This is a genomic window from Desulfosporosinus shakirovi (genome assembly GCF_020595055.1).
In the GTDB taxonomy this organism is placed as follows: Bacteria; Bacillota; Desulfitobacteriia; order Desulfitobacteriales; family Desulfitobacteriaceae; genus Desulfosporosinus; species Desulfosporosinus shakirovi.
Window position 1 is genome coordinate 23,162 of the sequence record NZ_JAJDOO010000027.1, and the last position, 26,266, is coordinate 49,427.

Consider the following 26,266-nt stretch of genomic DNA (forward strand, 5'->3'; position numbering starts at 1 on the left):
AAAAGTCAAATGCACGAGAAATCCCATTCCGGGAATTCCTCGTGCATTAAAAGAAGCAGCTCCTTCAATATCCATTTAAAGTGGACCCTATGTCAAGGAAGATATGACTCAAAAGTACTGGCTGTTGTATCTTAATCGCTACAATAGCCAGTACTTTTAATTAAAAATCATATTGATTATATTCTGGCATTAACCGTTAAGTTTTAGCGATGTTTATGCCCTTTGTGCCTCTTCTTATGATCGTCAGTTCCATGATAGTAGTAGTAATAATAGTAGTCGCTGGTGTTCATGTCCGCTTTATTGAGAACTGCCCCCAGGATCTTAGCTCCTACTTTGTCTAATTGCTCCTTGGCAAGCTGGGCATACTCTTTGTTTACTTCACCGGCGGCCAAGACTAAGATCACTCCGTCAACTTCCTGGGCAAGAATGGCGGCATCTGTCACCGCAATGATGGGCGGGGTATCGATCAGGATCACATCAAATTCCTCACTGACTTCCTTGATCAAACGCTTCATCCGTTGGGACCCCACGAGTTCAGCCGGATTGGGGGGAATGGGACCCCCTGTAAGGACCTTGACCCCAGGTATTTCGGTTTCTTTGATAAAGTTGTGACTATCTTCTTGATCCTGGACCAAAAAACTTGAAAGTCCCTCAAAATTACCCAGTTGAAACAGTTTATGCTGAGTAGGATTACGCAAATCCGCATCGATAACCAGAACAGACTTGCCGGACTGAGCTATACTCACAGCCAGGTTGGCAACTGTGGTCGATTTCCCTTCTCGCGGCCCTGAACTTGTGATCATAATTTTTTTGGTTTTAGAATCCACACTTGTAAATTGTACATTCGTCCGGAGGGTCCTGTAAGCCTCAGAGATAGGTGATTTCGTTTCTTCGTGCGTGATTAGTGAAAATGCCAAGTAAACCTTCTCCTCTTACCCTTGTTTTCCTGCTTCAAAGCTTGGTATAACTCCTAATACGGGAATCCCTAAAATAGTCTCCACATCACTTGAGGTCTTGATGGTATTATCTAAGTACTCTAACAAAAAGACCAGTCCGAAGGCAGCCATTAAGCCGACAACATAGGCAATCAAGATATTTAATTTTTTATTGGGTTTAACCGGATCAGTGGGGAGGACTGCAGTATCTACGATACTGACACTGTCCACTTTTTTTATCTCAATGACCGCTTTGGCAAACTCACTCGCCATTGAATTGGCGATGTCAGTGGCTAGTTCAGGGTTAGTATTCATGACTTGTATTTCCAGAATTTCCGTGGTCTTTACCGGGCTGATAGTGATAAGTTTGTCCAGCTCTGCCACATTCATTGTCAAATCCAAGTGATTAATGACACTTTCTTCAACGGTACGGCTCTGGGCGATGGTGGCATAGGTTTTCGCAAGCTGTTGATTAGCTTGGAGGACACTATTGTCCAGCATTTGCACGGCTGCTTGGCCTGCCTCCGAAGCTTTCTTTCCCACGATCAACGTAGTGGAGGCCTGATATACGGGTTTTATAATAAAGAAACTAATGACCCCGCTGGTGAGAGCTGCGATGAGGGGCAGTACCAGGACGATGATCCAACGCTTTTTTAGCATTTCCCAATACTGTCGTAATTCTATTTCTTCTTCCATGGCTACCTCCAAATCAATCCAGCAAACTTGTCCGACATACTATATTCGCGATAGTTTTGATTTTTCCTTCAATTACTAAAAAATGATTCTTTTGTAACTTCTTTTAAAATAAACCTTAGACGGTAACCTAGTATTAGGATAACAAGTTAATATCTATTTATCTTGGAAAAATATAATAATTTCGGATAAGTTAAGAAGGATATTACCTACTCCAACGTCGAACCTTGTTGTCTGTAGGAAATCCCGTATGTTTAGGAGGAACTCGCTTTGATGATAAAACTAGCCAAGGGTGAATTACACATAATTTTAGCCGCCTGTATTTTAGCACTTTTGATTATCAGCCTATTCTGGGTCACCAATAGAGGAGGGACACCTGAATATACCTTAAAACCACCCGCACCGATTAACCGCACCCTAACCATGACGGAGACTTCAAACCCTGAGGATTCCGAGAAAACACCTGCGAATCCCCTTATCCTTGAGCAGAGCACCATCACCAACCATGGATTAGCTAAACTTTCCGGTCCCGCCGATGTTAAGGCCCTTGTCTTCGGAGGGGCTGTGGCTGAAAGCCAAGGGGCTACCCATAAGGAGGATTTGGGCTGGCACGCTTTAGTTTCAAAAGCTTTACTTGATAAATACCCGGGTAATTTTCAGTGGCTCTTTAAGACCACTGAAAATGCTACCATAAATGCCATCTCAGCTTATGCTCCTGAGGCGACACAAGACACGGACCTCATCATCCTCTGCTTAGGCAGAAACGATTGGGCCACAGTAACCACGGATGATTTTAAGCATAAGTACGAAGAACTGCTGGTAGAACTTAACGTCCGAAGCCCGGATGCCAACATTTTCTTAGTTGTGGAACCTCCCGTCAAAAACGTGGCTAATAATAATAAGTCTTTCCCTTATCGCCAGGTCATTATTGAGCTTGGGAAAAAACACCAACTTCCTGTTATTGACCAGTGGACAGCCTTTATTAACGATCCGACTCCTCTGGCAGGGCTGTTGGCAGATGGAGTTGATCCTAATGATAAGGGGTATCAGGTTTTTGCGGCTGAAGTAGTAGAGGCGTTTGAGAAATATTTGATGGGGGAGTGTTGAAAACCCTCTTTAATTGAGCTTTACGAGATAATTGTTCTTTTTAAAGAGCCGACCGCCATAGCAGTCGACTCTTTGCTCTTTGCTTTAACCTAATTTCCCAGGGGGAGCTAGATGGGGATAGTTATGAAATTGGCATTATTTAAAATTGATAGTCCAGGTATTATTGTTTTGATCCTTAAAAAGAATTTTCTTATTTCCAAGATTGCTTAATGTTGCATCTGCCCAAGTAGTACCCACTAGGGTTTCGATATCAGCTTTAATTTTGGCTTTGCCTGTAGTGGTAGTTGGGTCATTCCAATCACCGCCGTCAGGCTTTACTGATACTGGAATGACTCCGCCGGAATTGACCAGCAGATTATTTATTCCCATAGTACTTAACTTCGTTGACCCTTTGCCACTCTTTATTGTTGCGGTAATATCCCGGGTACTTTCATTGATTTTCATGGTAACCCACTCATTATTAGGCGGTGTGACAGATGAACTTAATTTGAGCGTTAGACTAACACTGCTTGTTGAATATCCCGATTTTGAGAGTGTACCATTAAATGTAACCGATGACCCAAATAAATCTCTTAAGGTACCTATGCTAACGTCTCCGTTTTTAATTGCCGGAAGAAGGTCTGACATGGTAATTGGATTGCTCACTGAAAATGTTTTGTTGTCAAAAGTAACTGTACTCGTACGCGGGGATACAAGACTGGTCAGCTTAAGGGTACTATCCTCAGGACTGGCTGTGATATCAATAGCACCCACCATTTGAGTACCAGCGAATCCGGTAAGATCGGCGGAGCCACTTGTTCCATTAACTGTGTCGTCTGCAATGCCATCATCTGCACCATCTAAGATAGAGAATTCTACAATTTCTGTCGATGTTGTACTACCCGATCCGCCACTACCGCCACTTCCGCCACTATTTCCACCTGTTGATGGAGTTCCTGGGGGCGTACTGGGAGTTGAGGTCGTATTCTTGCCATTAACTTTCCCACCACCGCTAACTAAAGTACCTGTTGAACCCGATTCTAGTTTGCCGATACTTGAGCTGCTGGGAATAGTAATGTCAACTTTGGCCTTGACCTTCATGCTTTCTACCACGGTATTGGCTGCTAAATCCAGTTTCCCTTGAGATTGTACTTCTACCGCTTTAAAGCTTCCCTCCAAGGTAACTTTTTGATCTGTATTTGCGGTGTTAACAACAACGGAGGGAACTACAGCGTCTTCTGCCGCTTTCAAGGTAACCTGACTTTCTACAACCACCGGCTCTGTGAAAGTTCCTCTTAGCTCAACAAGGGGATCCTGTCCGGGGGCACTGGTAATGGTAACCCTCCCCATGGAGCCGCCATTGGCATCTAAAATTGCGTAGGTCCGGACTACAGTATCCTCAATGGTAGTAGATCCTGTGGCCTCAACCCGAACATTACTGTCACTGTCAACCGTAAGTACGTCGGCAAGGGTATTTTTAATGTGGATACTGTCTGATGCACCGGAGAGGATGACAATGTTAGCAGCGGTTACTCCGTCTAAGGTGGCTGTTCCTTTTTCCCCGGGATCTACAAAGACTGTCCCTTTAACTGTCAGGTTGTTCAGGGTGATATTGTCTCCCTTAACATAGACGCTGTAATTGGCCTTGGCGTTTTGTAAGGTGATGTTATCTCCTGTAAGCAGGACGTTATCTGTCAATACTGCGGGAGTGGTCTTATCCGTCGAACCGACGGTTTCATCCTCTGTTGAATATGACACAGCTGAAGTCAGGGCGTTCATTCCTGCGGAAGGAACAACAAACTCACCGCCTACTGCGACCATATCATTGGTGGATAGGTTTAACTTGACAAAATCCTTGGTGACATTGTCTGGTTGTTGGTTAACTAGCACCAGGGGGGATCCACTTGCAGCGGCAAGAGGTACAACCGCCAGCGCATCCACTAAGGTTTCTCCGTTTGCCACATACACTTTGTCGTTCTTATATTGTCTCCCAAAGTCTTTTAAGATTTGGACGTTTGTATCATACTTTGTAAGCCCTGAGTATCTTTTTACCTTTCCTTTCAACTGCCCTTTGACCGCGTCCGATACGACTGCCGTTCCACCGACGACATAGGAATCTGTGACCTTATCATTAATGCTGTCCAGATAGGTTTTAACAGATACAGGAAGTTGCCCTTGGGTCGTAGTTAAGATGGGCATACCTTGGGCTGCAGCGATAGGCGCAACAGAAAGAGCATCTGCCGGGCTCAACCAACCGGCTGCAATCACAACCTTAGAAATATTGGCACCTTGATTGGCCATTTCCTTGGCTATGTTTACGGAGGTTTCATATTGATCATATCCACCGAGCTGTACCGGGGTAATACCCATAGCGATGATTTCATCAAGAACGGATTGTTTGATGACAGCTGTACCGCTGGTAATGTAGACTTTTTTAGGCTTGAGCCGAAGCAGCTCAGCTTTAGCTGAGGCATTTAAGGTTTGTCCGTTATCTGTTAATAGAATCGGAGCCTTCAATTCAGCTGCTAATGGGCCCGCTGCCAGGGCATCCACAAGGGAATAGCTCATTCCGGCTGAAAGAACAACGCTGTCGCTTGTTCCCGTCCAGCCTTTTTGGGCCATCAGGGCTGCTGTTGCATACTGGTCATATCCACCGATCCTAGTCACTGCATTTAGTACGTCCGGTGTTGCTGCCTGCGCAACAACCGGAGTTAAGGTTGCCGACAAGGCAACTGCAACTGCCATACATCCGTTTAACAACTTTTGTTTTGTTCTTTTCATGATTTGACCTCCTCATTTAATTCCGACTCTGGGTTTATCCTAGGTTTATTGGAGTTAGGATTGGTGCGGAACCGCTCTTATATTAATAATAATAACAATTAAGGTAAAATGTCCCTCACCTGTCAAAAGTTATTTGATTTACTTCGCTATTCCTCAAGATATTCCTGCAAGAAATATCCTTTTATTCATATTATTTTCACTTTTAGATATCCTTGAGGTGTTGTTAAATAAAAAGAAAGAACGGATTCACTTTAAATCCGTTCTTTCTTTATGACTCTAATGGTTATTCAACTGTTTTCAGATTATTACATATTTATAAGATAAAATGTTCCGCCAATAAATGATGCCAATACAACTGCCGCAAGTATAATATAGAAATTCTGCTTCTTGGGATTGAGCTTGTGCCAAGGTAAGCCCATAACTAGGTGCCCCTTTCTGTAAAACGACTCATAATGGTACTTTATTACAGAATACGACAATAATCAAGAACTTTGTTAGAACTGAAGTTCTTTGCTACATGTTATGTCCACAGGATTCACGCTTGAATGGGTTAAAGGTGATAAATTGACCGTTCACTAGAGAGAAATATATAAATCGGGACAACTTCAAACTCATAGCTTACATATTATGTTATAATTGTATTGCATGGGGGGTTCCGTGAAATACAGATAGAGGGTAACCCAAAGACAGGAAAAGCACCAGAACGCATAGAAGCCAAGGTCGAGGTCCTACAATTAGAGACTTCTCATTTGAGAATGATAAAATGAATGAGTCGTTGCAAGAAGTCTAAAAAATCTCCCAGACCCTTAATCAGGATGTGAGAGATTTTTTAGACTTCTATGTATATTGAGTTATACCCTCCCGCTCCCGTCACAGTTCGGACAAGGGGAAGTATAGCGTACCGAAAGGGTCTGACCCACTTTTTTACGAGTCATTTCCACAAGACCCAGCTGAGTAATCCCTAAAACCTGAGACTTCGTTTTATCCTGGGCACAGACTGTCTCCAGCTCATTAATAACTTGTTTCTGTGCCTCTTCGGTTATCATATCGATAAAATCAATAATGATAATTCCCCCCAGGTTTCTCAGCCTCAACTGACGGGCTATCTCACGGGCAGCCTCCAGGTTCGTATGGACTACTGTTTCCTCCAGGGAGTGTGTCCCTACATATTTTCCGGTATTCACATCAATTACGATCAAGGCCTCAGTTTGTTGGATGACTAAATAGCCTCCGCTCTTCAGCCACACTTTAGAACGCAGGGTTTTCCGAATTTCATCATCCACCCCGTACTTTTCAAAGAGGTCCTGTCCTGGGAGAACATAAATCTGCTTAGCGGCCGGGTGTTCAATCTCCCGTAAAGCTTTACGCAGTATTTGACCGACCTCATCATGATCAACGGTGATTTTTTCGACATCGTGATCAATCCAGTCCCGGATTAGGCGGGAAATAAGATCGACATCTTTGTGTACCAGACCGGGCACGGAAACATGCGGGATTTTCGGCACTAAGGATTGCCAAAATGCAACAAGTTTGATGATGTCATCCGCTATCTCGTCCCCATCTATCCCTTCAGCAAGAGTACGCACTATGACTCCCATACCCTCAGGCTTAGATGCAGCCGCCAAATCCCGCAGCCTTGCCCGTTCATTGTTATCTTGAATCTTCCGAGACACCCCAATATAGCTAACCTGGGGCAATAGCACCACATACCTCCCCGGCATGGTTATGTTAACACTGATCCGAGCACCTTTTGTACCCACCGGTTCTTTAGTAACCTGTACTAAAAGCTCTTGGCGAGGTTTAAGGACATTTTCGATTCGCTCCTGAACAACCTGCGAAGCCTTATCCTCCTCATCAAAGCGGGAGGGAACAGCATCTCCTACATACAGAAAGGCGTTCTTGTCCAAACCGATATCTACAAAAGCAGCCTGCATACCGGGAAGGACGTTCTCAACCCGCCCCCGATAAATATTCCCCACCAAATGAGAGGAACCGCCTTCATCCTCGAAAACTTCCATCAGTTCCCCTTGCTCAAAAACGGCTGCCCGTATCTTTTGAGATTGGTTTTGGCCCTTACCTATGGTTTGGCTTTGCAGAACGATTTCTTTACGCGTACGCTCACTTTTCATCGAATACACCTCCCAGCTTCGAAGCCAATGCAATCCCAGAACAACCCTATACCCAATGCAGAATAAATCCCCCGCACCGATTCAGAGGTGCCGCATGCCTAAAGCATGTCCCAAAATTCAGCTTGCAAAGCATCCCAAGCACCCCAAGCACCAGCTAACGCCCCTCCTATCACCCAGATCCGTCCCCAGCCCTGCGGCGCCGCTCAGCTTCGAAGCCAACTCCAAAACTTGCCCCAACTTACCCAGCTTACCCCAGCAGACCCCCAGAGCGAGGGTCGCGAGCACACGGCGAGAAACCTTTGCGAGAGTCGTAGTCAAACTCGGCTTTAATCCGCTTTCATCCAGCAGGGCGGAACACACGGACGTGTTCCGCCGGCCATGCGACACGGTCCCTTCTCGCCGTCCATGGCTACAGGGACACTTGGCCATCCTTGGCCTGCGGATGTCGCTTTGGCCGGGAACCCTGCCCGCTTGGATAGCCGGATTAAAGCCCTAGTTTGGCAGGACGAACGCACGGTTGAACAAGTGTGTTCGTGACCCCTCTCTCTCCCCCACCAAGGCTTCAAATCTCACCAAGCACGCTCATCAAGCCAACTCGATGGGCGAGCTCTTCCCGCCCTCATAGCTTACATGAACCCCCGTCCGGATAACCTGCAACTCACCCAACTCAATCGGCAAATTCTCAAGTTCTCTCAAACTGGCCAGTACTTCCTCCGGACGTACACTTCCTGAGTTCCCCATTTCAACTTCCAGGTCGAAGATAACCTCATCCCCTTGGATTTTAGCTTCCAACAGCTTAATCCAAGGTCGAATGTCCTTATCTGTCGGTCCCTTTTTAGAATAACGGGAATAAGTCACGTGTTCTCTTCCCAGCCAGCCGCTTACTGCTTCCTGCAAACGCTCCTCTTGAATCGGCAGAGCCATGGGCACACGTATCCGATAACTGGCGGCATTGAGCACTGCCATCAGGGATTTTGCTCCCTGATCCAAGGCACGCCCTTGCAGCAGGCGAATTCCGGGAGGTAATTGTTCCTGAACTCTCGCTAATACTTCTCCCAGATCCATCTCCTCTTGAAGCTCAACATCCACGTATTCCCGCTCGCCCTCTGTTCCAACCGCCAGGGCAAAACCAAAGGAAATTTTGGGACGAGGGTTAAACCCTTCTGAATAAGACATATGGATTCCGGCTCGTCGGATCGCACGTTCAAATACCCTCGTCAGGTCAAGGTGTGCGATATACCTTGCATCTTCAATTTTAGTATAGGCGATTCTTAGCCGCATGGCACTCACCCTTTCAACTCAATCTGAACCCCTCTGCTCGGGCAAACTCCGCACCCGGTACAATCCTCATATCGACAGTCAATCGTCTTTGCTTCCTGCAGCGCCCGATGGTGTTCTTCGGCCAAGAACTGTTTCGACACGCCGCTCCCTATATGCTCCCAAGGTAAGATGTCATCATAATCCATGGCTCGATTAGCGTAAAAATGAGGGTCGATTCCTAACTCTTTCAAGCCCTCCATCCACACATCGTATCGGAATTGATCTGACCAACCATCAAAACGACATCCGTGTTTAACTGCCCATTCCAGGAGTGGGGCCAATTTCCGGTCCCCTTTGGCAAAGACGGCTTCTAAATAACTTGTTGTCACATCATGATAGCTATATTTAATGCGGCGATCTCTCAATTTTTCTCTCAGATATCTCTGCTTGAGTTCCACAGAAGAGCCTGCTTCCTGGGGCTCCCATTGAAATGGAGTGTGGCTTTTGGGAACAAAGATACTTGTCGAGATCGTCACAGTGATATTTCGGCGTCCCAGCTTGGTCCCCAGATTAACAACTTTTTTCCCCAGATCAACTATTCCATCGATGTCTTCCTGAGTCTCCGTGGGTAATCCGACCATAAAGTAGAGCTTAATGGTGGACCATCCTTTTTTAAAAGCCGCCTCTGCAGCTTGTAAGAGGTTTTCCTCCTCGACTCCCTTGTTAATCACGTCGCGCAATCGTTGTGAACCGGCTTCCGGGGCAAATGTGATACCTGATTTACGAGCCTTCTGCACAGTTTCTGCTAAATCAACATCAAAAGAGTCTACTCTCAGGGACGGGAGGGATACTCCTACCCCTTCTGCTCCATGCTTCTCGAGGATGTTATGAATCACAGGCTGTATACAGGTGTAATCCCCGGTGGAAAGTGAGGTGAGAGCGATCTGATCATACCCTGTAGCGCGCACCAATTCCTCTGTTTGTTTGAGCAGAGTTTCCTGAGAACGTTCCCGAACAGGTCGGTAAATCATACCTGCCTGGCAAAAACGGCATCCCCGTGAGCAACCGCGCATCACCTCTAGCATCATTCGATCATGCACAATCTCTAAGTAGGGGACAACCGGATTTGTAGGGAAAAACGCTTGATCCAAATCGGCGACGATGGCCTTTTCCACTAACGCCGGAACACCCTCTTCAGCCACAATCTTCTCAATTCGACCGTCCTCTTTATACGTTACATGGTAGAACTCCGGAACGTATACCCCTTGGAGTTGGGCGACTTTCCGTAGAAAGTCCTGCCGGGAAACGGGGTCTTTCTTTTGTTCAGCCACCAGACGAAGCACTTCAGGCAATTGTTCTTCACTCTCTCCGATCAGGAAAAAGTCAATAAATCCAACCAAAGGTTCGGGGTTATAGGCGCAGGGTCCTCCGGCGATAATCCACGGATCCTCGAGTCCCCGGTCCTCCGCCCGCATAGGAATTCCTGCCATATCCAGCATGTTAAGGATATTCGTATAACTCATTTCATACTGAAGGGTGAAACCAACCACATCAAACTTCTTAAGGGGCTGAAATGATTCGAGAGCATAGAGGGGAATTTCCTTTTCTCGCAGCTCTTTTTCCATATCGATCCAAGGAGCAAAAACCCTTTCACAGAGAAATTCAGGAAATGAATTAACCAGGTGGTAGAGGATTCTGGTTCCTAAATGGGACATTCCCACTTCATAGACGTCCGGGAAAGCAAAGACCATCCGGACATCGGTTTTATCCCAATCTTTCTTAATTACGTTCCATTCAGATCCGATATATCGGCTAGGTTTTAAGACTTTAGGTAAAAAGCGTTCCACCTGCCGGCGTATCTCCGCCGCAGTATTATTACTCATGGTGTCAACGAGGCCTCCTTGTATCTATATTGTGAACTTAAATTATATCATATATAAGTTAAATTCCCTATAATTTCAAGGATTATCCTCTAATCTCGTTGGTTAGAGCTTTCCCACTGGAAAACGGATCCCCTCCCGCAGCATTCCTTCTACGATATCCGTCTCCGTAAGAATTTTCTCCATTCCGGCTTTTTCATCGGTAAGGGTAACCATGGTATAACGATCCGGGGTGAATTCTTCTACAATCCGCACCAATGGAGTTTCTCTCTGAACCGTCAGCCATAGACTGCGCATCAACCCTCTTCTCATTAATTCCTCTTTCTTGCGAGTTAATTGCCTAAGAAAGGTAATATGAGCGGCAGAAATCTCTTTGCTCCCTGCAAACCAAAAGAACCCTCCCAATATGAGATAGAAAAGCGGGCCTTCTGTGAATTTTCCGCTAACCCCTAAGACGATTCCATAAAGGGCAAAAACAACGCCCAGCCATCTTCCTGCCCCGGCTAAAAACTTTGTGGTCCGGACGAATCCGAAGCCTTCGACTAAGAGTGCTCGCACTACCCGCCCACCGTCCAAGGGTAAAACCGGGATCAAGTTAAAAGCGGCCAGCCACAGGTTATAGCGAACAAAATCTTCCGCCAGCTCTCCTGTCCACACTCCGTTCCAGCGTAAAGCCTGAGCGCCAAAGAGGAGGACAAGGTTAAACCCAGGACCAGCTAAAGCCATAAGGCTCTCTTCAAGTTTCCGTCCTTCGAAGAGGCCGTCACAATAAGCTGCTCCTCCGAAGGGAAACAGTTCAAGCCCTTCGACTTTAAAGCCGTAGGCTTTAGCCACCAAAAGATGGGCCAATTCATGCCCTACTACTAAGGCAAAGATGAGAAGAGCCTGGGCCGCTAAACCCAGGACTCCATAGAGTAACAATACTACCAGAAATGAGGGATGGATTCGGATGCTCACCCCAAATATTTTGAAAAGCTCCATTTTCTCGCACTCCCCCTTAGAACTGTATCAATAAGCTAAGATCATTCATTCATTCATTCATTTATCTAACCACCACTATACTTCCACCTTAAAGGGGAAAATGAGAGAGGACGGCTCCACTATTGGCCCTGGCCCTATATCCAGTACACACCTTGATATTTGTTCTGTATATGAAGCAGACTCCATCTAAGCGACTTTTCTTAATCCCTCTAATTCTTAGCCTCAGGAGGTACGAGATAAGGGATTGGATTAACGGGTTGATTATTTTTTCTTAGTTCAAAATGAAGCCATGGTTTTTTGAGAGGCGCGGAAAGACCAACAGTTCCTACCACCTGTCCCTTCTCAATGCGCTGACCTTCGTCAACCTTTATTTCGCCGAGATTTCCAAGCACCGTGGTCCACCCATCTCCAAAATCAATTTTAACTATTTTACCCAACTGAGGGTCTACCCCGACGATAGTTACAACCCCGCCGGCAGGCGTAATCACAGGAATTCCCAAGGCACTTCCCACGTCGAGTCCTTGATGGACTGAATCATCACTTCCCACGTCTCCAAATCCGGCCATGACCGGTCCGGAAATGGGAGGTAAGAATTTCCCTTTCATCTTCAGATCCACGGGGACACTTTCACTGGGCACCCCCCCCAAAGACAATGCTTCTTTCGCCATATTATTGAGAGCTGTGTAATAATTCCCTGAATCCATAGCACCCCGATAGATAGAATGGACAGCTAAGGAAACTTGATCTGAACTATTGGCACTAAAAAACACCATTAGGAACATCATGGCAGCTAAGAAGGTTCGCTTCTGGGTACCATTCCAATGGTTCAGGAAGTTTCCCCACTCTTTCTTGACAGGATTTCGATGACGAGTGTATTGGTTATTGCGTGGCGTGGATTTACCCCGCCCCTGTTCTTTGCCAACTTCCTGGATCGCCCGTTCCCATTCCCAATCATCCCAACGTTCAAAAGGATTCATCCGCTCCCCCCCTTTTCGTGGTTCGTGGTTCGATATTCGTAGTTCGTAGTTCGTAGTTCGCGGCTCCTAGTTCCTGGTTCGAACTTTGAATTCGATTCTGCGAATCGAAGAACATAATTGCATTTAGCTTTTAACTTAGGCTGGAGGTTTTAAGTACTATGCGAACTTTGTTCCCTTCGACTCGAAGGTCGAACTTTTGGAAACCTCGAACCTTAAACCCCGAACCTCAATTTTCTATTCTCTATACTCAATATTTGTGCCTAATGCCTCAACTATGGCTCGTACGCCCATTAATAGTCTATGAAATAGGCAAAAAAAATAGAACTGCGTGCAGTTCTATTTCGAGAGCCGAAGTTCGAGGTACGAGGTTGGAATTGTGATTTGGATTCTGCGAATCCAAGAACAGACTTGACCTTAGAATCAACTTAAACCTTAGACCGTGAACGTAGGTTAAAATCAGGCTGAGGCTTTAAATACTGTGCGAACTTTGTTCGCTTCTAATTCGAACCACGAACTACGAATATCGAACCACGATTATGGACCACGATCAAAACATCAGCCTGCGGTGCCTTAAGTTTACACTTAACAACAAGCCGATTGCGGCCATATTTGACCACATGGCACTGCCTCCGGCACTGATGAGAGGAAGGGGAATTCCTGTGACAGGCATGATTCCGGAGGTCATACCGACATTGACGAGAATATGAAAGGTAAACATCGAAACAACACCCGTACCTATCAACATTCCGTACATATCACGAGCTCTTATAGTAATATAGATGCTGCGCAAAAGAAAGATCAAAAAGAGGAACAGTAAAGTGATGGTTCCGATAAAGCCGAACTCTTCTCCGACCACAGAGAAAACGAAGTCTGTGTGGTGCTCCGGCAGAAAGTTCAACTGACCCTGGGTTCCCCCGCGGTATCCCTTTCCCCATAAACCACCTGACCCTATCGCCCAGAGAGATTGAAGAATGTGCCATCCGTCTCCTGACCGATCTGATGCCGGATCCATGAAGATAACCAGACGATTCAACTGATATTCCTGCAGCGGAAGCGGGAGCCCTTGAGCCCATTGTAACCACCCCGGCAAGTCCGTGGAGAAGTGGAGCCAAAGGACTATCCCCACTACTGCGGCTCCCCCCAATAACAAGCCTCCAAATTTCCAGGGGTTAGCTCCGGCAACGAACATCATACCGATAAATATGGCCACAAAAACTAAAGTCGTTCCTAAATCCGGTTGCTTAAAGATCAGGAGCATGGGGCCTAGCATAAATAAAAACGGCGGGATAAAATCCTTGATATCATTCAGCCTGCCCTTGCGCTTCGCTAAAAAATCTGCGAAGGTGAGAATAATAAAAATTTTGGCAAACTCTGAGGGCTGAATCCCTATGCTATCAGTAAAGTAAATCCAGCGGGTGGCACCCTTAGCTGTGTCTCCGAAAAAGATGACGATCAAGAGCAGCACTATATTAAAACCATATATCCACCAGCGAAAATATTGCCATTTCTGATAATCGATGACGGCAATAACCACTGCAATTACAATCCCCGTCACAATCCAGACAGTTTGGGTCTCCACATAGTGAAAAGGATCTGATTTTATCACATTGATTGAAGCTGTACTCAAGATCACGAGACTAGCTGCTAATAACAGAAATGTAAACAGAATGAATAACACGTCCAGATTTCTTAATGCTCGTCTATCCACGTGAAAAATCCCCTTAGGTTATTTGCTGAATCCTTGCTTGCTCATTATATCATATCCAAGGCGATGTTCGAAGTTCGAGATTAGTGGTTCATACATCTCTTATACCCGGAGCACTAAACTAATACTACGAAGTCTTTAGAATTGCCTTATATCCCCATAGTTGAAACTAGGGACCTTATGGCAGCAAGTTGAAAAGGGCATGACAATAACGTGTCATGCCCTTCTAGAAAAAAGGTTATTGCAAAATCCTTATTCTATTCGGCTAACTCTTTGGTTGCATAATCCCGCTTCATTTTCACGACTGGAATGTTGGCAACCAAGGCCACTTCCCGATCATCCTGACAGAGATTAAACTCAAGTGCAGCTTCGTCGATTTCCATGTAGTTTGAGATAACTTTAACTAAATCTTCTCTTAATTTGTTGAGCATGGCAGGCGAGATGCTGGCACGGTCATGCACTAAGACGAGCCGCAGACGTTCTTTTGCCACCGTCTTGCTCGAGGCGCTTTCCCTGCCTAGCATTCGGCTGATAAATTCTAACAAGGACAATTCCTCCTCTCAGTACCGAACGGTCAACCTATGCCAATGAGCCTCTTGAGTCTATCCATAATTCCTACGGGTACATCAAGGTTCATCAGTGGGATGTCTTCCCCCTCGATTCTCTTCGTAATCCGCCGGTAAGCCTCTCCAGCTTTTGATCCCATATCCATGACAGCGGGCTCACCACGGTTCGTAGAAACCACGATGCTCTCGTCTTCCGGAACCACACCAATGAGCTCGATAGCTAAAATATCTAAAATATCCGAGATATCCATCATATCTCCGCGTTTCACCATATCCGGGCGCAGACGGTTAATGATCAATTTCGGATTTCTCAGCTCCGCAGCTTCCAGTAAGCCGATAATTCGGTCTGCGTCGCGGACTGCACTGACTTCAGGAGTACAAACGACAACCGCTCGATCTGCACCGGCAATCGCATTGCGGAATCCTTGCTCAATTCCTGCCGGGCAGTCAATAATTGCATAATCAAATTCTGTTTTAAGCTCCTCAGCCAGTGCTTTCATCTGTTCAGGGTTAACGGCTGTTTTATCCTTTGTTTGTGCAGCGGGAAGCAAAAAGAGATTTGGAAAACGTTTATCTTTGATAAGCGCTTGTTTCAAGCGGCAATTCCCACTCGTTACATCCACCAGATCGTAAACAATACGATTTTCTAAACCCAAGACGACATCAAGGTTACGCAAACCGATATCTGTATCGACAAGAACGACTTTATGACCGTTACTGGCTAATCCTGTGCCGATATTTGCCGATGTGGTCGTCTTGCCTACGCCCCCTTTTCCGGAAGTTACTACGATTACCTCACCCATAGTTAGACCTGCCTTTCCCTATAGACTTATTCTCTCATTAACGGGCCTTGCCGCGCCAACCACTCATTCCGGCCGCTTCAACCATTAATTGATCATCTTTGATCCTAGCTATCTCCGGACCTCGTCCATCCGTTCCATCATCCGGTGCCCTAGTCACCAAATCTGCAATTCGTAATTGAGTAGGTGCCAAATGATAGGCGCTTACTGAGGCCTTCCGATCACCTGTCGCTCCGGCATGGGCAACTCCTCTAAGGGAACCCAGAACGACAATGTTACCGGTCGCTATAATTTCCGCCCCCGGGTTAACATCACCCAGCACAACAACATGCCCCTCATACTGCACACTTTTTCCGGAACGAAGCGTGCGTTCCATAAAGAGACAGTGTCCTTCCGACATCCCTTCCTCCCAGCGTGCATCTGGTACATAGGACCTGGCTTTGGGAAGGTAGACTTCTTCCGAGGTCATCCATCCGGCAAGTTCCAACCCGTTCTGTTTCAAAACGGTTGTCAAACCAGCGTGTTCATCCTCGGAAAACTCTCTTTTCCCAGCATAGCACCGAACGGTTGCTCCCTGGAGGAATTGGTCAGAGTTCTTCATAAGGTTATCGAGTTCATTCATTAGCAATTCAAAGTTCGCAACCGGATCTAAGTATAACACCAATCCGTCGCGGGTGCCCTTTAGTGCCACATGTTCTGTCCGTGTCAACCTGCACAATCCCCCATTGCTTGTCATAAATTCTACCGGTCATAAAGTATATTATTTCGGGTGGCATAAGTGCAACTAAGCAGGCGCCTTCGCAAAACTCGACGCCAAGCTGAGTTTTCTATAAATGCACTCCTATAAATTCTACAAGCCTGTCCAAATTCCCTTTATCCAAATGAAAAAAACGAGGATAAATTTCCTCGTTTTTCAGCCTCCATTCGTGTTCTTCCAACCAAAATATTTCATAAAAGCCGCCTTGGCGACGTAACCTGCTGTTTCTCCGCCGTGTCCTCCAAATTCAACAACCCCTGCGAAGGCAACCTGTGGATTATCATAAGGAGCAAAGGCCACAAAGACCCCGTTGTATATTTCTCCGGAAATCGTATCTTTCGATCCGATCTGGGCGGTTCCTGTTTTCCCTCCGCCTGTAAATTCCGGTACATCTGCGAAGAGCCAGTTGGCGGTTCCTTCTCCGGTCGTTACGCCACCCATCGCCTGTTTAACCTGATCTAAGATTTCAGGAGAAACGGAGACGGTATTGAGAACCTTAGGTTCAAATTGTTGAACCGTCTCCCCTGTACGCGAATCCAAGAGTTTATCCACTACAAAGGGGCGATAATGCTTGCCTCCGTTTACTATGGTTGCCACATAGTTAGCTAATTGCACAGGAGTGTAGGCGTTATACCCTTGCCCGATGGAATTGTTGTAACTGTCATAGGCTTGCCATTCAAGAGGTTCCAACGTTCGCAGTTTATACAAATCATTAATCTTTTTAATTTCAGCGTCTTTCTCTTTTTGCACCAGCTGTCTGTTTGTCTCCTCCGCAGCCTGCTCCAGTTTGGGAGCGTAATCGCTCTCAATCTTCGCCAGTGCTTCATCACGGGACTTAAGGGCATTTTCATGGATATTTGTAAAATAAGTTTTCTTCCATTCGGCTGAAGGGGAAATTCCTTTAGCTTCGCCGGGTAAATCAATCCCGCTTTCAATACCCAGACCGAATTCCCGGGCGACCTGTCCGATGGTTTCCGGATTAGAATCAAAAACTCGGCGACCCATGATTTCAAAGTAAATATTTGAGGATTTAGCCATGGCTCGATAAAGGTTGACAAGCCCGAAGTAATTGCCGCCCCATTCCTCAACCCCTTGTTGTTGAGCACCACGCCCCCCTAAAGAGGAGAGTCTGTCATCAATCTGCTCATAGGGCGTGGTTTGTTTCGATTGCAAAGCAGACATAGCTGTCACCATTTTAAAGGTGGATCCCGGTGGATATAAACCGGTCAAGGCCCGATTTAGGGAAGCTGCTTCTGAGGCGCGTTTAGGATCTTGGGGCCAATACTTATCAGCCATTTGATCGGATATGATGCCGATCAAGTCATTGGGATCCATTGCCGGACGAGAAGTCATGGCTAGGATCTTGCCGGTATTGACATCCATCACGACAGCTGCTCCCGCATGGGCAGCCGGGTTTTGCTTTTGAATATCCAGTATAACCTGATCCAGGGTATCATCCACGGTCTTTTGCAGGTCTGCATCAAGGGTCAGTTGAACCGTCTTTCCCGCTTCCGCTTCTTGGATGATCTGTTTAGAAACAGGACGGGCATTATTATCAACTTCAACTTGTTGAACCCCTTCCTTCCCTCGCAGCCAGAAGTCATAGGATTTTTCAACCCCCATTTTGCCGACCAGGTCCCCCTGTGCGTACTCAAAACCGACCTCCTGAGCATCTGTGTCTTTATTAAACTGAGCAATTTCCGGATCTGAAATCTCTCGAACATACCCTAGGAGCTGACCAAGTAAGGTTGTTTCGGGGTATGAACGAACAGGAATTGCATCCACACTTACGCCGGGAAGCTCCTCCTGGTGTTCTGCAATAACGGCCTGGAGCTCGGGGGAAATCTCATCGAGAATAATGACAGGGCGATAGCGTTCCCATTGGTGATTCTGAATATTGGCGAAAATATCTTCAGCAATTGACTCGACGGTTTGATTGGCATTGGGCCATTCCGGCTGAATGTAAAATGCTAATTGTTTGACAACATCTTTCCACTCATCCCCTTTTGCCTGTTGCAAATCCATCCAATTTAAGTGGACAACGAACTCAGGAATACTCGTTACCAAAAGCTTACCATTTCTGTCCACAATATCTCCCCTTGTAGGAGCCACCTTGACCAGCTTCATGACGTTGCCTTTGGCCATGGCAGAATAATAAGAACCTTGGGCAATCTGTAAGCGCCATAGGTTAAAGCTTAGAATTAAAAAAATAAGCACAACTACGGCGCTCAAGCCCCAGAGCCGATAGGTATAGGGTTTTCGTTCTCTATCATCCATTCAAAAAACTCCCCCCTTTATCGTGGTTCGATATTCGTTGTTCGAGTGTGAATTCGATTCTACGAATCGAAGAATCGGAATAGATGTTCGAGCTCAATCCTAATGTTAACAGGTTGGTGCTTAAGGATAAATTCGAAGCGCAGTTGTGGGAACAAGGGGATGATTCTCTTGCTTCCCCTTTGAAGGCCACTTTGCGTAAGGTCGGGGATGTTTTCGACTTACATTGAACTACCTAACTTGCGTCTAAACTTGCCTGATGAATTAAATCGTTCTGCGAACTTGTTCGCTTCAATTTCGAACCACGAACTACGAATATCAAACCACGATTTGGACTGCAATTTTTAGCGTTCATATTTCGGTCGATAACGCAGCCAGCCGCGAACGAAGGACTGATGAATCAAAGGATAGGTTAGGGGAACCATGATGGCGTTATACAAGGAAACCCCGATTACAAATCGGCCGATATCCCCCAGGGTCCAATGAAGTCCCGCGCCTAAACTCAAAAAAGCAACTAACATTTGTCCCACTGAGGTGACAATGAACACCGTAAAGGTCGTTAAAAGAAAATTTTCTCGATACCAGCGTTCTGCTAACCAATAGCTTAAAAAGGCGACCACCACGAGGGTGAGAGTATACATTCCAATGTAACGCCCCAAATAAAGATCTTCTAAGAAGCCCGCAACCAGACCCCAAATTAAACCTGAACGAAGTCTGTGATGCATGGCTATATAAATGGTTAAAAGCATGAGCAAATCCGGTTTGATCCCTGACCAAGACCAAAAGTGAAAAAGTGTGCCCGGTAAAATCAGGCTTAAGAGAAACATAACCGCAATCAAAACATAACGCACATTATCCACCAACCATTTTAACGATATATACCTCTTCTAAGGAGTCAAAGTCGATGAGTGGTTTAATATAAGCAGTCTTAAGCAAACCGGAAGGGTCTAATTGGATTTCCTTGACTTGCCCGATGGGAACATCTTTGGGGTAAACTCCCCCCAGGCCGGAGGTAAATACTAAGTCTCCTACGTTAATGCTGTCCTCTCTGCGAAAAAGCATTTGTAAATTCCCTTCCGCTGTCAGACGGGAGCCGCGCTGATAGTTCCCTTGCACAATGCCAAAGGTACTGTTGGCAGTGCTCCCACGCACCAACGCACTGACCTGCCCTTCCCCATCGAGGATTAACAAGACTTCAGACGTGGTCGACGTAACGGACACGATTTTTCCTATAAGCCCCAAGTCTCCAATAACTGGGGCATTGGCCACAATCCCATCCTGGCTTCCACGATTTAAGGTTAACGTCCGGTACCAAGTGGTCGGGTTGCGATTAACTACGGAAGCCCCAACCTTTTCAAACTTTTCCAGGGTTGGACTGCGAAACTGACCCTGATCAAGCTCATTATATCGCATCCCAGCCAAGATTTCTGTTTTCAGCTTAATATTATCTCCTGTAAGCCGGTCAACCTTCTTGAGCAGTTCTTCGTTTTGACGGGCTACCTCAGTGAAACTCCAAAACGCCCGGGTATTATTCTTTATCACATTCCCAATCTGAAGAATTGGTTGTTCTAAAGGGCTTAAAACACGTTGCATGACTCCCCCAACAGGGTTAGGAAAATCACTTCCCATTCCCGTAAACCGAATCGCTATCAGCACCCCTAATAAGAGAAAGAAAACGAGAACCGCAATTCCCGTTATATTGACTCGCTTTTTCCTCACCACAAATCCTCCCCGCTCTTTTTAGCTCTTTTGCGAGGCGGCAATTCTACGAAGGATTTCTGCATGTTCCAATACATTTCCTGTCCCTATAGCGACACAGGACAATGGGTCCTCCGCTATGTGCACCGCAATACCTGTTTCCTCTGAAATAAGTCGATCCAGGTTGCGCAGTAACGAGCCGCCACCTGCCATCATAATGCCACGATCCATAATGTCGGATGATAATTCCGGCGGAGTCTTTTCCAAACAGGATTTAACCGCATCCACAATTGCCATTACCGGTTCTTGTAAGGCTTCTTGGATTTCTTCCGAGGTTACATCAATGGTCTTAGGAAGTCCCGTCAATAGGTCCCGTCCACGTACAGTGTACATTCCTTTTTCGGCTTTGTAAGCATATCCAATTTCAAATTTGAGGGTTTCAGCCGTGCGATAACCGATCATTAAATTATAGCGTCGTTTAATATGAGCGATGATGGCATCGTCCATTTCATCTCCCGCTACACGAATTGACCGGCTTGTCACGATTCCGCCTAAGGAAATCACAGCAACTTCTGTTGTCCCTCCGCCAATATCGACGATCATGTTTCCTGTCGGCTCACTGACGGGGAGTCCTGCCCCAATCGCAGCCGCCATGGGCTCTTCTAAAATTATCGGATCTTTTGCACCTGCCGCCATAGCTGCCTCTTTCACTGCCCGTTCTTCAACGGGGGTAACTCCGGAAGGTACGCAGATAACAACCCGCGGGCGAATATATGGGTGTTCTGTCCCTAAAGCTCGGCTGATAAAATATTTGAGCATTTTCTGTGTGACATTGAAATCAGAGATGACTCCATCTTTCAAGGGACGAATTGCTACAATATTACTTGGAGTCCGCCCGATCATTTCCTTAGCTTTATCCCCCACAGCCATAGGGGTTTTTGTAGTGATATCCATTGCCACAACGGAGGGTTCCCGTACAACAATCCCTTTTCCCTTCACATGAACCACAGTATTTGCGGTTCCTAAGTCTATTCCTAAATCCCTGCTAAAATAGTTGAAAAACGCCATGGTTTTGTTAAGCTCCTTCCAAATTTCAGGTTCGATATATTCGTTGCTCGTTATTCTTTATCAATTCCGGGACTCCCGCTTCTTCAAGTGGGCGTTCCTTATTCTACCTCGTTGACGAAAGCCTCCACCGGCGTACATGATTCGTAACAAATACCTGACCGGGCATTCATTAAAAGCCAGAAAGTCTATTCCTGTTCTTCGATTCGCAGAATCGAATTCACATTCGAACCACGAAAATCGAACCACGAACCACGACTACAGGATTCCGCGTTCCTTCAAGCTGATAAAACGATTATCTCCGATAATCACGTGATCTAAAACTTCAATCCCGAGAATCTTCCCTCCATCTGACAGGCGACGAGTTACCTCAATGTCTTCCTGACTGGGGGTTGGATCCCCACTGGGATGGTTGTGCAATAAAATAATGGCGTTAGAATTTCGCCGTATTGCTTCTTTAAAACATTCCCGCGGGTGTACCAGGGATGAATTGAGGGAACCTACTGAGACCGGGCTGATCCCTAAAACATGATTCTTTGTCGATAGAGAGACAACTCGAAAATGCTCACGATCAAGGAAGCGCATTTCTTCCATAACTATATGGGCCACATCCTGAGGAGAGTTGACTACCGGTCTGGACATGGGATCCACGGAAACTGAACGACGCCCTAATTCCAAGGCAGCCTTCACCTCTGCGGATTTGGCCTTACCTAAGCCATGTATTTGGGCTAACTCATGAACAGTCAGCTTTCCTAACCCCGAAAGTCCGCCCACACATACCAAGATGCGTTCCGCTAAAGTCAAGACATTTTCTCCCTTGATACCGGTCCGTAAAAGAATAGCCAAAACTTCGTGATTCGATAAGGCTTCAGGACCTAATTGATAAAGTCGCTCACGGGGCAGAAGTTCCTCCGGTAAATCCTTCAGACGCCGATAATCCATTATCCACCTCACGTGAAGCGATGTTTGTCTGCTCGATCCCCCACGCCCTAAGCTGTTCCGAGAGATATTCCATGGGTAAGCCAATAACGTTTGTCAAGGACCCTTGAATGGATGTGACAAATTTTTTAGCTTCCCCCTGAATCCCATAAGCTCCTGCTTTATCCATCGGTTCTCCGGTAGCAACATATTCCTTTATTTCATCCGCTCCAAGTGGGCGAAAGTTTACAATGGTTTCCACCACATCCGCAACAATTTTCCCCGATCCGGAGATTAATGCTACGCCGGTTAGAACAACGTGAGTACGGCCGCTTAACCTTTGCAGAATTTCCTCTGCTTCCAAGGGTGAAGCTGGTTTCCCTAAAATGATGGAGTCCAGCACTACCATGGTATCCGCTCCCAATACAAGGTCCGATTTGTCTCCGCCAAGCTCTAACCACTCTGCTAAACCCGCTTCAGCCTTGCGTACTGCCAACTGTCTGACCCCTATCTCCGGAGGAATCCCTTCCGCTAATTCTTCTGAAACAGAAGCCTTAACCCTTTCAAAAACGTACCCTCTCTCACGAAGCAATGACGCCCTGCGAGGAGATGAAGAAGCAAGCACGAGCATGTTACACCTTCCTTGACAGCAAATAACCTCCCACAGCTCCCAAAAGGGTTGCGATTGTAATACTTATACGACAACCAAAAGAGAGCGAGAGAAAAAAGAAATCCACATATGTATGAGAGGGTATATCGATGACAGCCGGCCGTAAAAACGGAGCAAGAATACCGTATTTTTCCAAACCAAAACCAACTAAAGTCCCCAGGGCCGCTCCAATCATAATAAGCAAGACGGTTCTTCCTGCCCCTGAGGAATTTCGTCCAACCGCCATAATTCTTTCCCCTTCCGTACACAGCAAGTCTGTAAAAACCAAGATTGACTCCTAAAAAGCCTTCATATAAGTGTAGCATCTTCACCATGACTAAGCAAGTTCGACAGGGTTCTTCTTCACTATATAAAACATGAAAGAAACAGCCCTAATTCAATGAATAGCGGGTTTAATTTTGAGATGCATATCCGATATTGTCAGTGAAATTGCTGTGTATTTACCTAGTTACTCCATATGAAAATCACGGATGTTTTTCATATCCAGAAACTTAATTCAATAATGAGATATCTGGAAGTAAAATTCCAATCTCTCTATATAGTTTTATTTAAACGGTTAGGACGAGTGAATAGGTTGCCATTGAAACTCATGTTATAATTACGGCATGAGTTAATTTATGATTTAATACATATTTTATTAGAATTGTGTAATTCATTGATGCAATTCTTAAGGAAAGGAATTTAATAATATGATTAAAGAAATTAAAATGCGCAGAAGTATAAGGAAATATACTGATGAACCGGTTGAAGATGAAAAAATAATTGAGTTACTGGAGAGTGCAAGGCTGGCTCCTTCCGGTGACAATACACAACCGTGGCATTTTATTGTCGTTAAATCAGAATTGATTAGACATCAGTTAGCTAAAGTATCTAATAACCAAAAATGGATGCTCACAGCGCCGATTTTCATCGTGTGTGTTGCTGATATACGTTCTAGAATAGCTGAAGGCGCGGATCTATTGTTAAATGAAAATAGTCCCCTGGCAGAACTCAAGCAGATAATCAGGGATACCTCAATTTCCATAGGACATATACTGCTTGAAGCTGAAAACTTAGGACTAGGTACTTGTTGGGTTGCATGGTTTATCCAAGAAGAAATCAGACCCGTTTTAAATATTCCTGCTGATAAATATGTCATTGGCATTATCACTCTTGGTTATGCCGATGAAACACCGAAAGCACGACCCCGAAAAAAACTCGAAGACCTCATACATTATGAAAATTGGTAAAAAAGTACAAAGAGTCGTAGTCTTGTAGTCTCCAATTAACCCTGCGTTATGTCACTGATCGTACAAGTCAACGAGGGGCTGATGCACTACGAACTTTGTTCGTTTGCATCAGCCCCTTTTCCTAGTTAACGTTTTTTCAATTCCGAGACTCCCACTTCTTCAAGTAAGGGGTTCCATTTTGGAGTTGAATCCTTAATTCAACAGACAAAATCGCAAGTTTTTAGCACGTTATTAGCCTATGAATCAGCAATTTATTAGCAGGAAAATAGCCACGACTTGGCAGTCAAACTCAAAGTTTAGGTGTCACCCTCTATAAAATTCAATCCCATAGATTCGCAAGCTAACCCAGTTTTTTTGTTATGCCCTCAATTTTCATTTGAGATCGTTCCTGTATTTACAAACAAATGCCTGTTATGCTTTTGGAGGTGTTCCTTCAGCGTTTGATACAACTGCATCGATTTGGACTAAAGCATCTTTAGGTAAAGCTGATACGCCAACTGTTCTTCGTGCAGGAACACCGCTTGGGAAGAACGTTGTGTAAACTTCGTCTACAGCATTAATATCTGCGATATTTTTAAGGAAGATATTTACTTTAACCACATCGTCCATAACGTGGTCGAGACTTTCTACAATTGCCTTGATATTTTTTAAGCACTGTCCAGCCTGCTCTTTTACACCACCAGCTGCCATTTCACCGGTTTTGGGGTTTAGAGGTAATTGAGCTGAAAGATGATTGTAATGAGAAAAAGCTACAGTTTGTGTAGATAGAGAACTTTTTGGTGCATTTTCCGTATTGTTTGCTTCTATGATGAGTCCATGCCTGTCTTCAGCAGCTTGTGGGGGTGTACCATCTCCGTGTGACACCACTGCTTCAATTTGTACCAAAGCATCCATAGGTAAAGCTGAAGCTGCAACTGTTGTCCGTGCAGGGACATAGGCTGCGGCCCTGGCGATAGCCGAGTCTGGGAAAAATGTTGTATAAACTTCGTTTACGGCTTCAATATCCGAGAGGTTTTTGAGGAAGATATTAATTTTAACAATATCGTCAAAAGGAACGTCCATACTTTCTAAAATTGCCTTGATATTCTTTAAGCACTGTCCAGCCTGCTCTTTTACACCACCGGCCACCACTCTACCAGATTTTGGATCGATAGGTAATTGAGCTGAAAGATGATTGTAATGAGAAAAAGCTACAGCTTGCGTGGATAGAGGACATGTTGGCGCATTAGCCGTGTTATTTGTAAGCTTTATGAGGTCGCCTGCTTGTGGTGCGTTTGGAATTGTACCTTCACCGTGTGAAACAAGTGCTTCAATTTGCACTAAAGCATCCATAGGCAAAGCTGCAACTGCGACATTCGTCCGTGTAGGAACATAGCCTGGGAAGAATGTTTTATAAACTTCGTCTACAGCATCAATATCTTTGATATTCTTAACGAACACAGTGATTCTAACAACATCGCTCATAACATGGTCGATGCTGTCTACAATTGCTTTGATATTTTTTAAGCACTGTTCAGCCTGCTCTTTTGCACCACCGGCTACCAACTTGCCGGATTTTGGATCAATGGGTAATTGAGCTGAAAGATGATTGTAATGAGAGAAAGCTACAGTTTGTGAATATGGACCGATACCTTTTGGAGCATTTTCCGTATTTCTAGCTAATACTGCGTTATAGTTGCTCATGATAGTATTCCCCTTTATGATAAATTTTTCAATGGATATATTTGTGTATGTTTTAAGTTACTATCGGCTTGCCAATATCACATACTACAGACCTATCCATCCAAACATGCGCTTACATTACTGATCCTAACTGTATTAGTGTACTTATTTATCAATAAATATGTATAAATGAACTGGTA

Annotated in this window: 23 protein-coding genes; 3 read left to right on the top strand and 20 right to left on the bottom strand. The window is 45.4% G+C overall.

What is annotated here, in order from left to right; translation table 11 throughout:
- Nucleotides 1-203: 203 nt before the first annotated feature.
- Nucleotides 204-917, bottom strand: coding sequence for a CpsD/CapB family tyrosine-protein kinase (locus LJE72_RS18960; RefSeq protein WP_229249562.1), 714 nt, complete (start codon nt 915-917; stop codon nt 204-206).
- Between the two features lie 15 nt (nt 918-932).
- Complete coding sequence (locus LJE72_RS18965; RefSeq protein WP_229249563.1) at nt 933-1,631, bottom strand: YveK family protein; 699 nt, start codon at nt 1,629-1,631, stop codon at nt 933-935.
- A 270-nt stretch (nt 1,632-1,901) separates the two neighbouring features.
- On the opposite strand from LJE72_RS18965, the gene LJE72_RS18970 reads away from it, so the two are divergent.
- Nucleotides 1,902-2,735, top strand: coding sequence for an SGNH/GDSL hydrolase family protein (locus LJE72_RS18970; RefSeq protein ID WP_229249598.1), 834 nt, complete (start codon nt 1,902-1,904; stop codon nt 2,733-2,735).
- 135 nt (nt 2,736-2,870) lie between these two features.
- Here the strand turns inward: LJE72_RS18970 and LJE72_RS18975 are convergent, their stop codons facing one another.
- Both LJE72_RS18975 and LJE72_RS18980 read right to left on the bottom strand, forming a co-directional pair.
- On the bottom strand, nt 2,871-5,495 hold the full coding sequence (locus LJE72_RS18975; RefSeq protein ID WP_229249564.1) for a cell wall-binding repeat-containing protein: 2,625 nt from the start codon (nt 5,493-5,495) through the stop codon (nt 2,871-2,873).
- Between the two features lie 851 nt (nt 5,496-6,346).
- Nucleotides 6,347-7,624, bottom strand: a complete 1,278-nt coding sequence (locus LJE72_RS18980) for an Rne/Rng family ribonuclease (protein ID WP_229249565.1) — start codon at nt 7,622-7,624, stop codon at nt 6,347-6,349.
- A gap of 378 nt (nt 7,625-8,002) precedes the next feature.
- Here LJE72_RS18980 and LJE72_RS18985 point away from each other — a divergent pair, with 378 nt between their 5' ends.
- A complete protein-coding gene (locus tag LJE72_RS18985) occupies nt 8,003-8,161 on the top strand; it encodes a hypothetical protein (RefSeq protein WP_229249566.1) in 159 nt (52 codons plus the stop codon).
- Nucleotides 8,162-8,209: 48 nt separating this feature from the next.
- On the opposite strand, the gene LJE72_RS18990 is transcribed toward LJE72_RS18985, so the two are convergent.
- From LJE72_RS18990 to LJE72_RS19060, 15 genes are all read right to left on the bottom strand, one after another.
- A complete protein-coding gene (locus tag LJE72_RS18990) occupies nt 8,210-8,905 on the bottom strand; it encodes a TIGR03936 family radical SAM-associated protein (RefSeq protein ID WP_248286458.1) in 696 nt (231 codons plus the stop codon).
- A gap of 5 nt (nt 8,906-8,910) precedes the next feature.
- Nucleotides 8,911-10,767, bottom strand: a complete 1,857-nt coding sequence (locus tag LJE72_RS18995; protein ID WP_229249568.1) for a TIGR03960 family B12-binding radical SAM protein — start codon at nt 10,765-10,767, stop codon at nt 8,911-8,913.
- Between the two features lie 102 nt (nt 10,768-10,869).
- On the bottom strand, nt 10,870-11,745 hold the full coding sequence (locus LJE72_RS19000; RefSeq protein ID WP_229249569.1) for a M50 family metallopeptidase: 876 nt from the start codon (nt 11,743-11,745) through the stop codon (nt 10,870-10,872).
- Nucleotides 11,746-11,954: 209 nt separating this feature from the next.
- Entirely contained in the window at nt 11,955-12,722 is a 768-nt protein-coding gene (locus LJE72_RS19005; RefSeq protein WP_229249570.1) for a murein hydrolase activator EnvC family protein, read from the bottom strand.
- Nucleotides 12,723-13,269: 547 nt separating this feature from the next.
- Nucleotides 13,270-14,430, bottom strand: coding sequence for a rod shape-determining protein RodA (gene rodA / locus LJE72_RS19010; protein ID WP_229249571.1), 1,161 nt, complete (start codon nt 14,428-14,430; stop codon nt 13,270-13,272).
- A 254-nt stretch (nt 14,431-14,684) separates the two neighbouring features.
- Complete coding sequence (gene minE / locus LJE72_RS19015; RefSeq protein WP_229249599.1) at nt 14,685-14,972, bottom strand: cell division topological specificity factor MinE; 288 nt, start codon at nt 14,970-14,972, stop codon at nt 14,685-14,687.
- Nucleotides 14,973-15,001: 29 nt separating this feature from the next.
- Nucleotides 15,002-15,796: a septum site-determining protein MinD gene (gene minD / locus LJE72_RS19020; RefSeq protein ID WP_229249572.1), complete on the bottom strand. Its 795-nt coding sequence runs from the start codon at nt 15,794-15,796 to the stop codon at nt 15,002-15,004.
- Between the two features lie 37 nt (nt 15,797-15,833).
- Entirely contained in the window at nt 15,834-16,502 is a 669-nt protein-coding gene (gene minC, locus LJE72_RS19025) for a septum site-determining protein MinC (protein WP_229249573.1), read from the bottom strand.
- Between the two features lie 204 nt (nt 16,503-16,706).
- The gene (gene mrdA / locus LJE72_RS19030; RefSeq protein WP_229249574.1) at nt 16,707-18,827 is read right to left on the bottom strand and encodes a penicillin-binding protein 2; all 2,121 of its coding nucleotides are present in this window, start codon (nt 18,825-18,827) and stop codon (nt 16,707-16,709) included.
- A gap of 341 nt (nt 18,828-19,168) precedes the next feature.
- Nucleotides 19,169-19,675 carry a rod shape-determining protein MreD gene (gene mreD, locus LJE72_RS19035; RefSeq protein ID WP_229249575.1) on the bottom strand — a complete coding sequence of 169 codons (507 nt, stop codon included), beginning with the start codon at nt 19,673-19,675 and terminating at the stop codon, nt 19,169-19,171.
- 1 nt (nt 19,676) lies between these two features.
- Nucleotides 19,677-20,543 (bottom strand): rod shape-determining protein MreC, encoded by an 867-nt coding sequence (gene mreC / locus LJE72_RS19040; protein ID WP_229249576.1) that lies wholly within the window; start codon nt 20,541-20,543, stop codon nt 19,677-19,679.
- A 21-nt stretch (nt 20,544-20,564) separates the two neighbouring features.
- Nucleotides 20,565-21,590: a rod shape-determining protein gene (locus tag LJE72_RS19045; protein ID WP_229249577.1), complete on the bottom strand. Its 1,026-nt coding sequence runs from the start codon at nt 21,588-21,590 to the stop codon at nt 20,565-20,567.
- A 255-nt stretch (nt 21,591-21,845) separates the two neighbouring features.
- Nucleotides 21,846-22,529 carry a RadC family protein gene (radC, locus tag LJE72_RS19050; protein WP_073028061.1) on the bottom strand — a complete coding sequence of 228 codons (684 nt, stop codon included), beginning with the start codon at nt 22,527-22,529 and terminating at the stop codon, nt 21,846-21,848.
- A complete protein-coding gene (locus LJE72_RS19055) occupies nt 22,480-23,136 on the bottom strand; it encodes a Maf family protein (RefSeq protein WP_229249578.1) in 657 nt (218 codons plus the stop codon). Before LJE72_RS19055 ends, radC begins: the two co-directional genes overlap by 50 nt.
- A gap of 1 nt (nt 23,137) precedes the next feature.
- Nucleotides 23,138-23,401: a DUF4321 domain-containing protein gene (locus LJE72_RS19060; protein WP_073028211.1), complete on the bottom strand. Its 264-nt coding sequence runs from the start codon at nt 23,399-23,401 to the stop codon at nt 23,138-23,140.
- 463 nt (nt 23,402-23,864) lie between these two features.
- On the opposite strand from LJE72_RS19060, the gene LJE72_RS19065 reads away from it, so the two are divergent.
- Nucleotides 23,865-24,404 (top strand): nitroreductase family protein, encoded by a 540-nt coding sequence (locus tag LJE72_RS19065; RefSeq protein WP_229249579.1) that lies wholly within the window; start codon nt 23,865-23,867, stop codon nt 24,402-24,404.
- A gap of 411 nt (nt 24,405-24,815) precedes the next feature.
- Here LJE72_RS19065 and LJE72_RS19070 read toward each other — a convergent pair whose 3' ends face one another.
- On the bottom strand, nt 24,816-26,087 hold the full coding sequence (locus tag LJE72_RS19070; protein WP_229249580.1) for a RidA family protein: 1,272 nt from the start codon (nt 26,085-26,087) through the stop codon (nt 24,816-24,818).
- Nucleotides 26,088-26,266 lie beyond the last annotated feature (179 nt).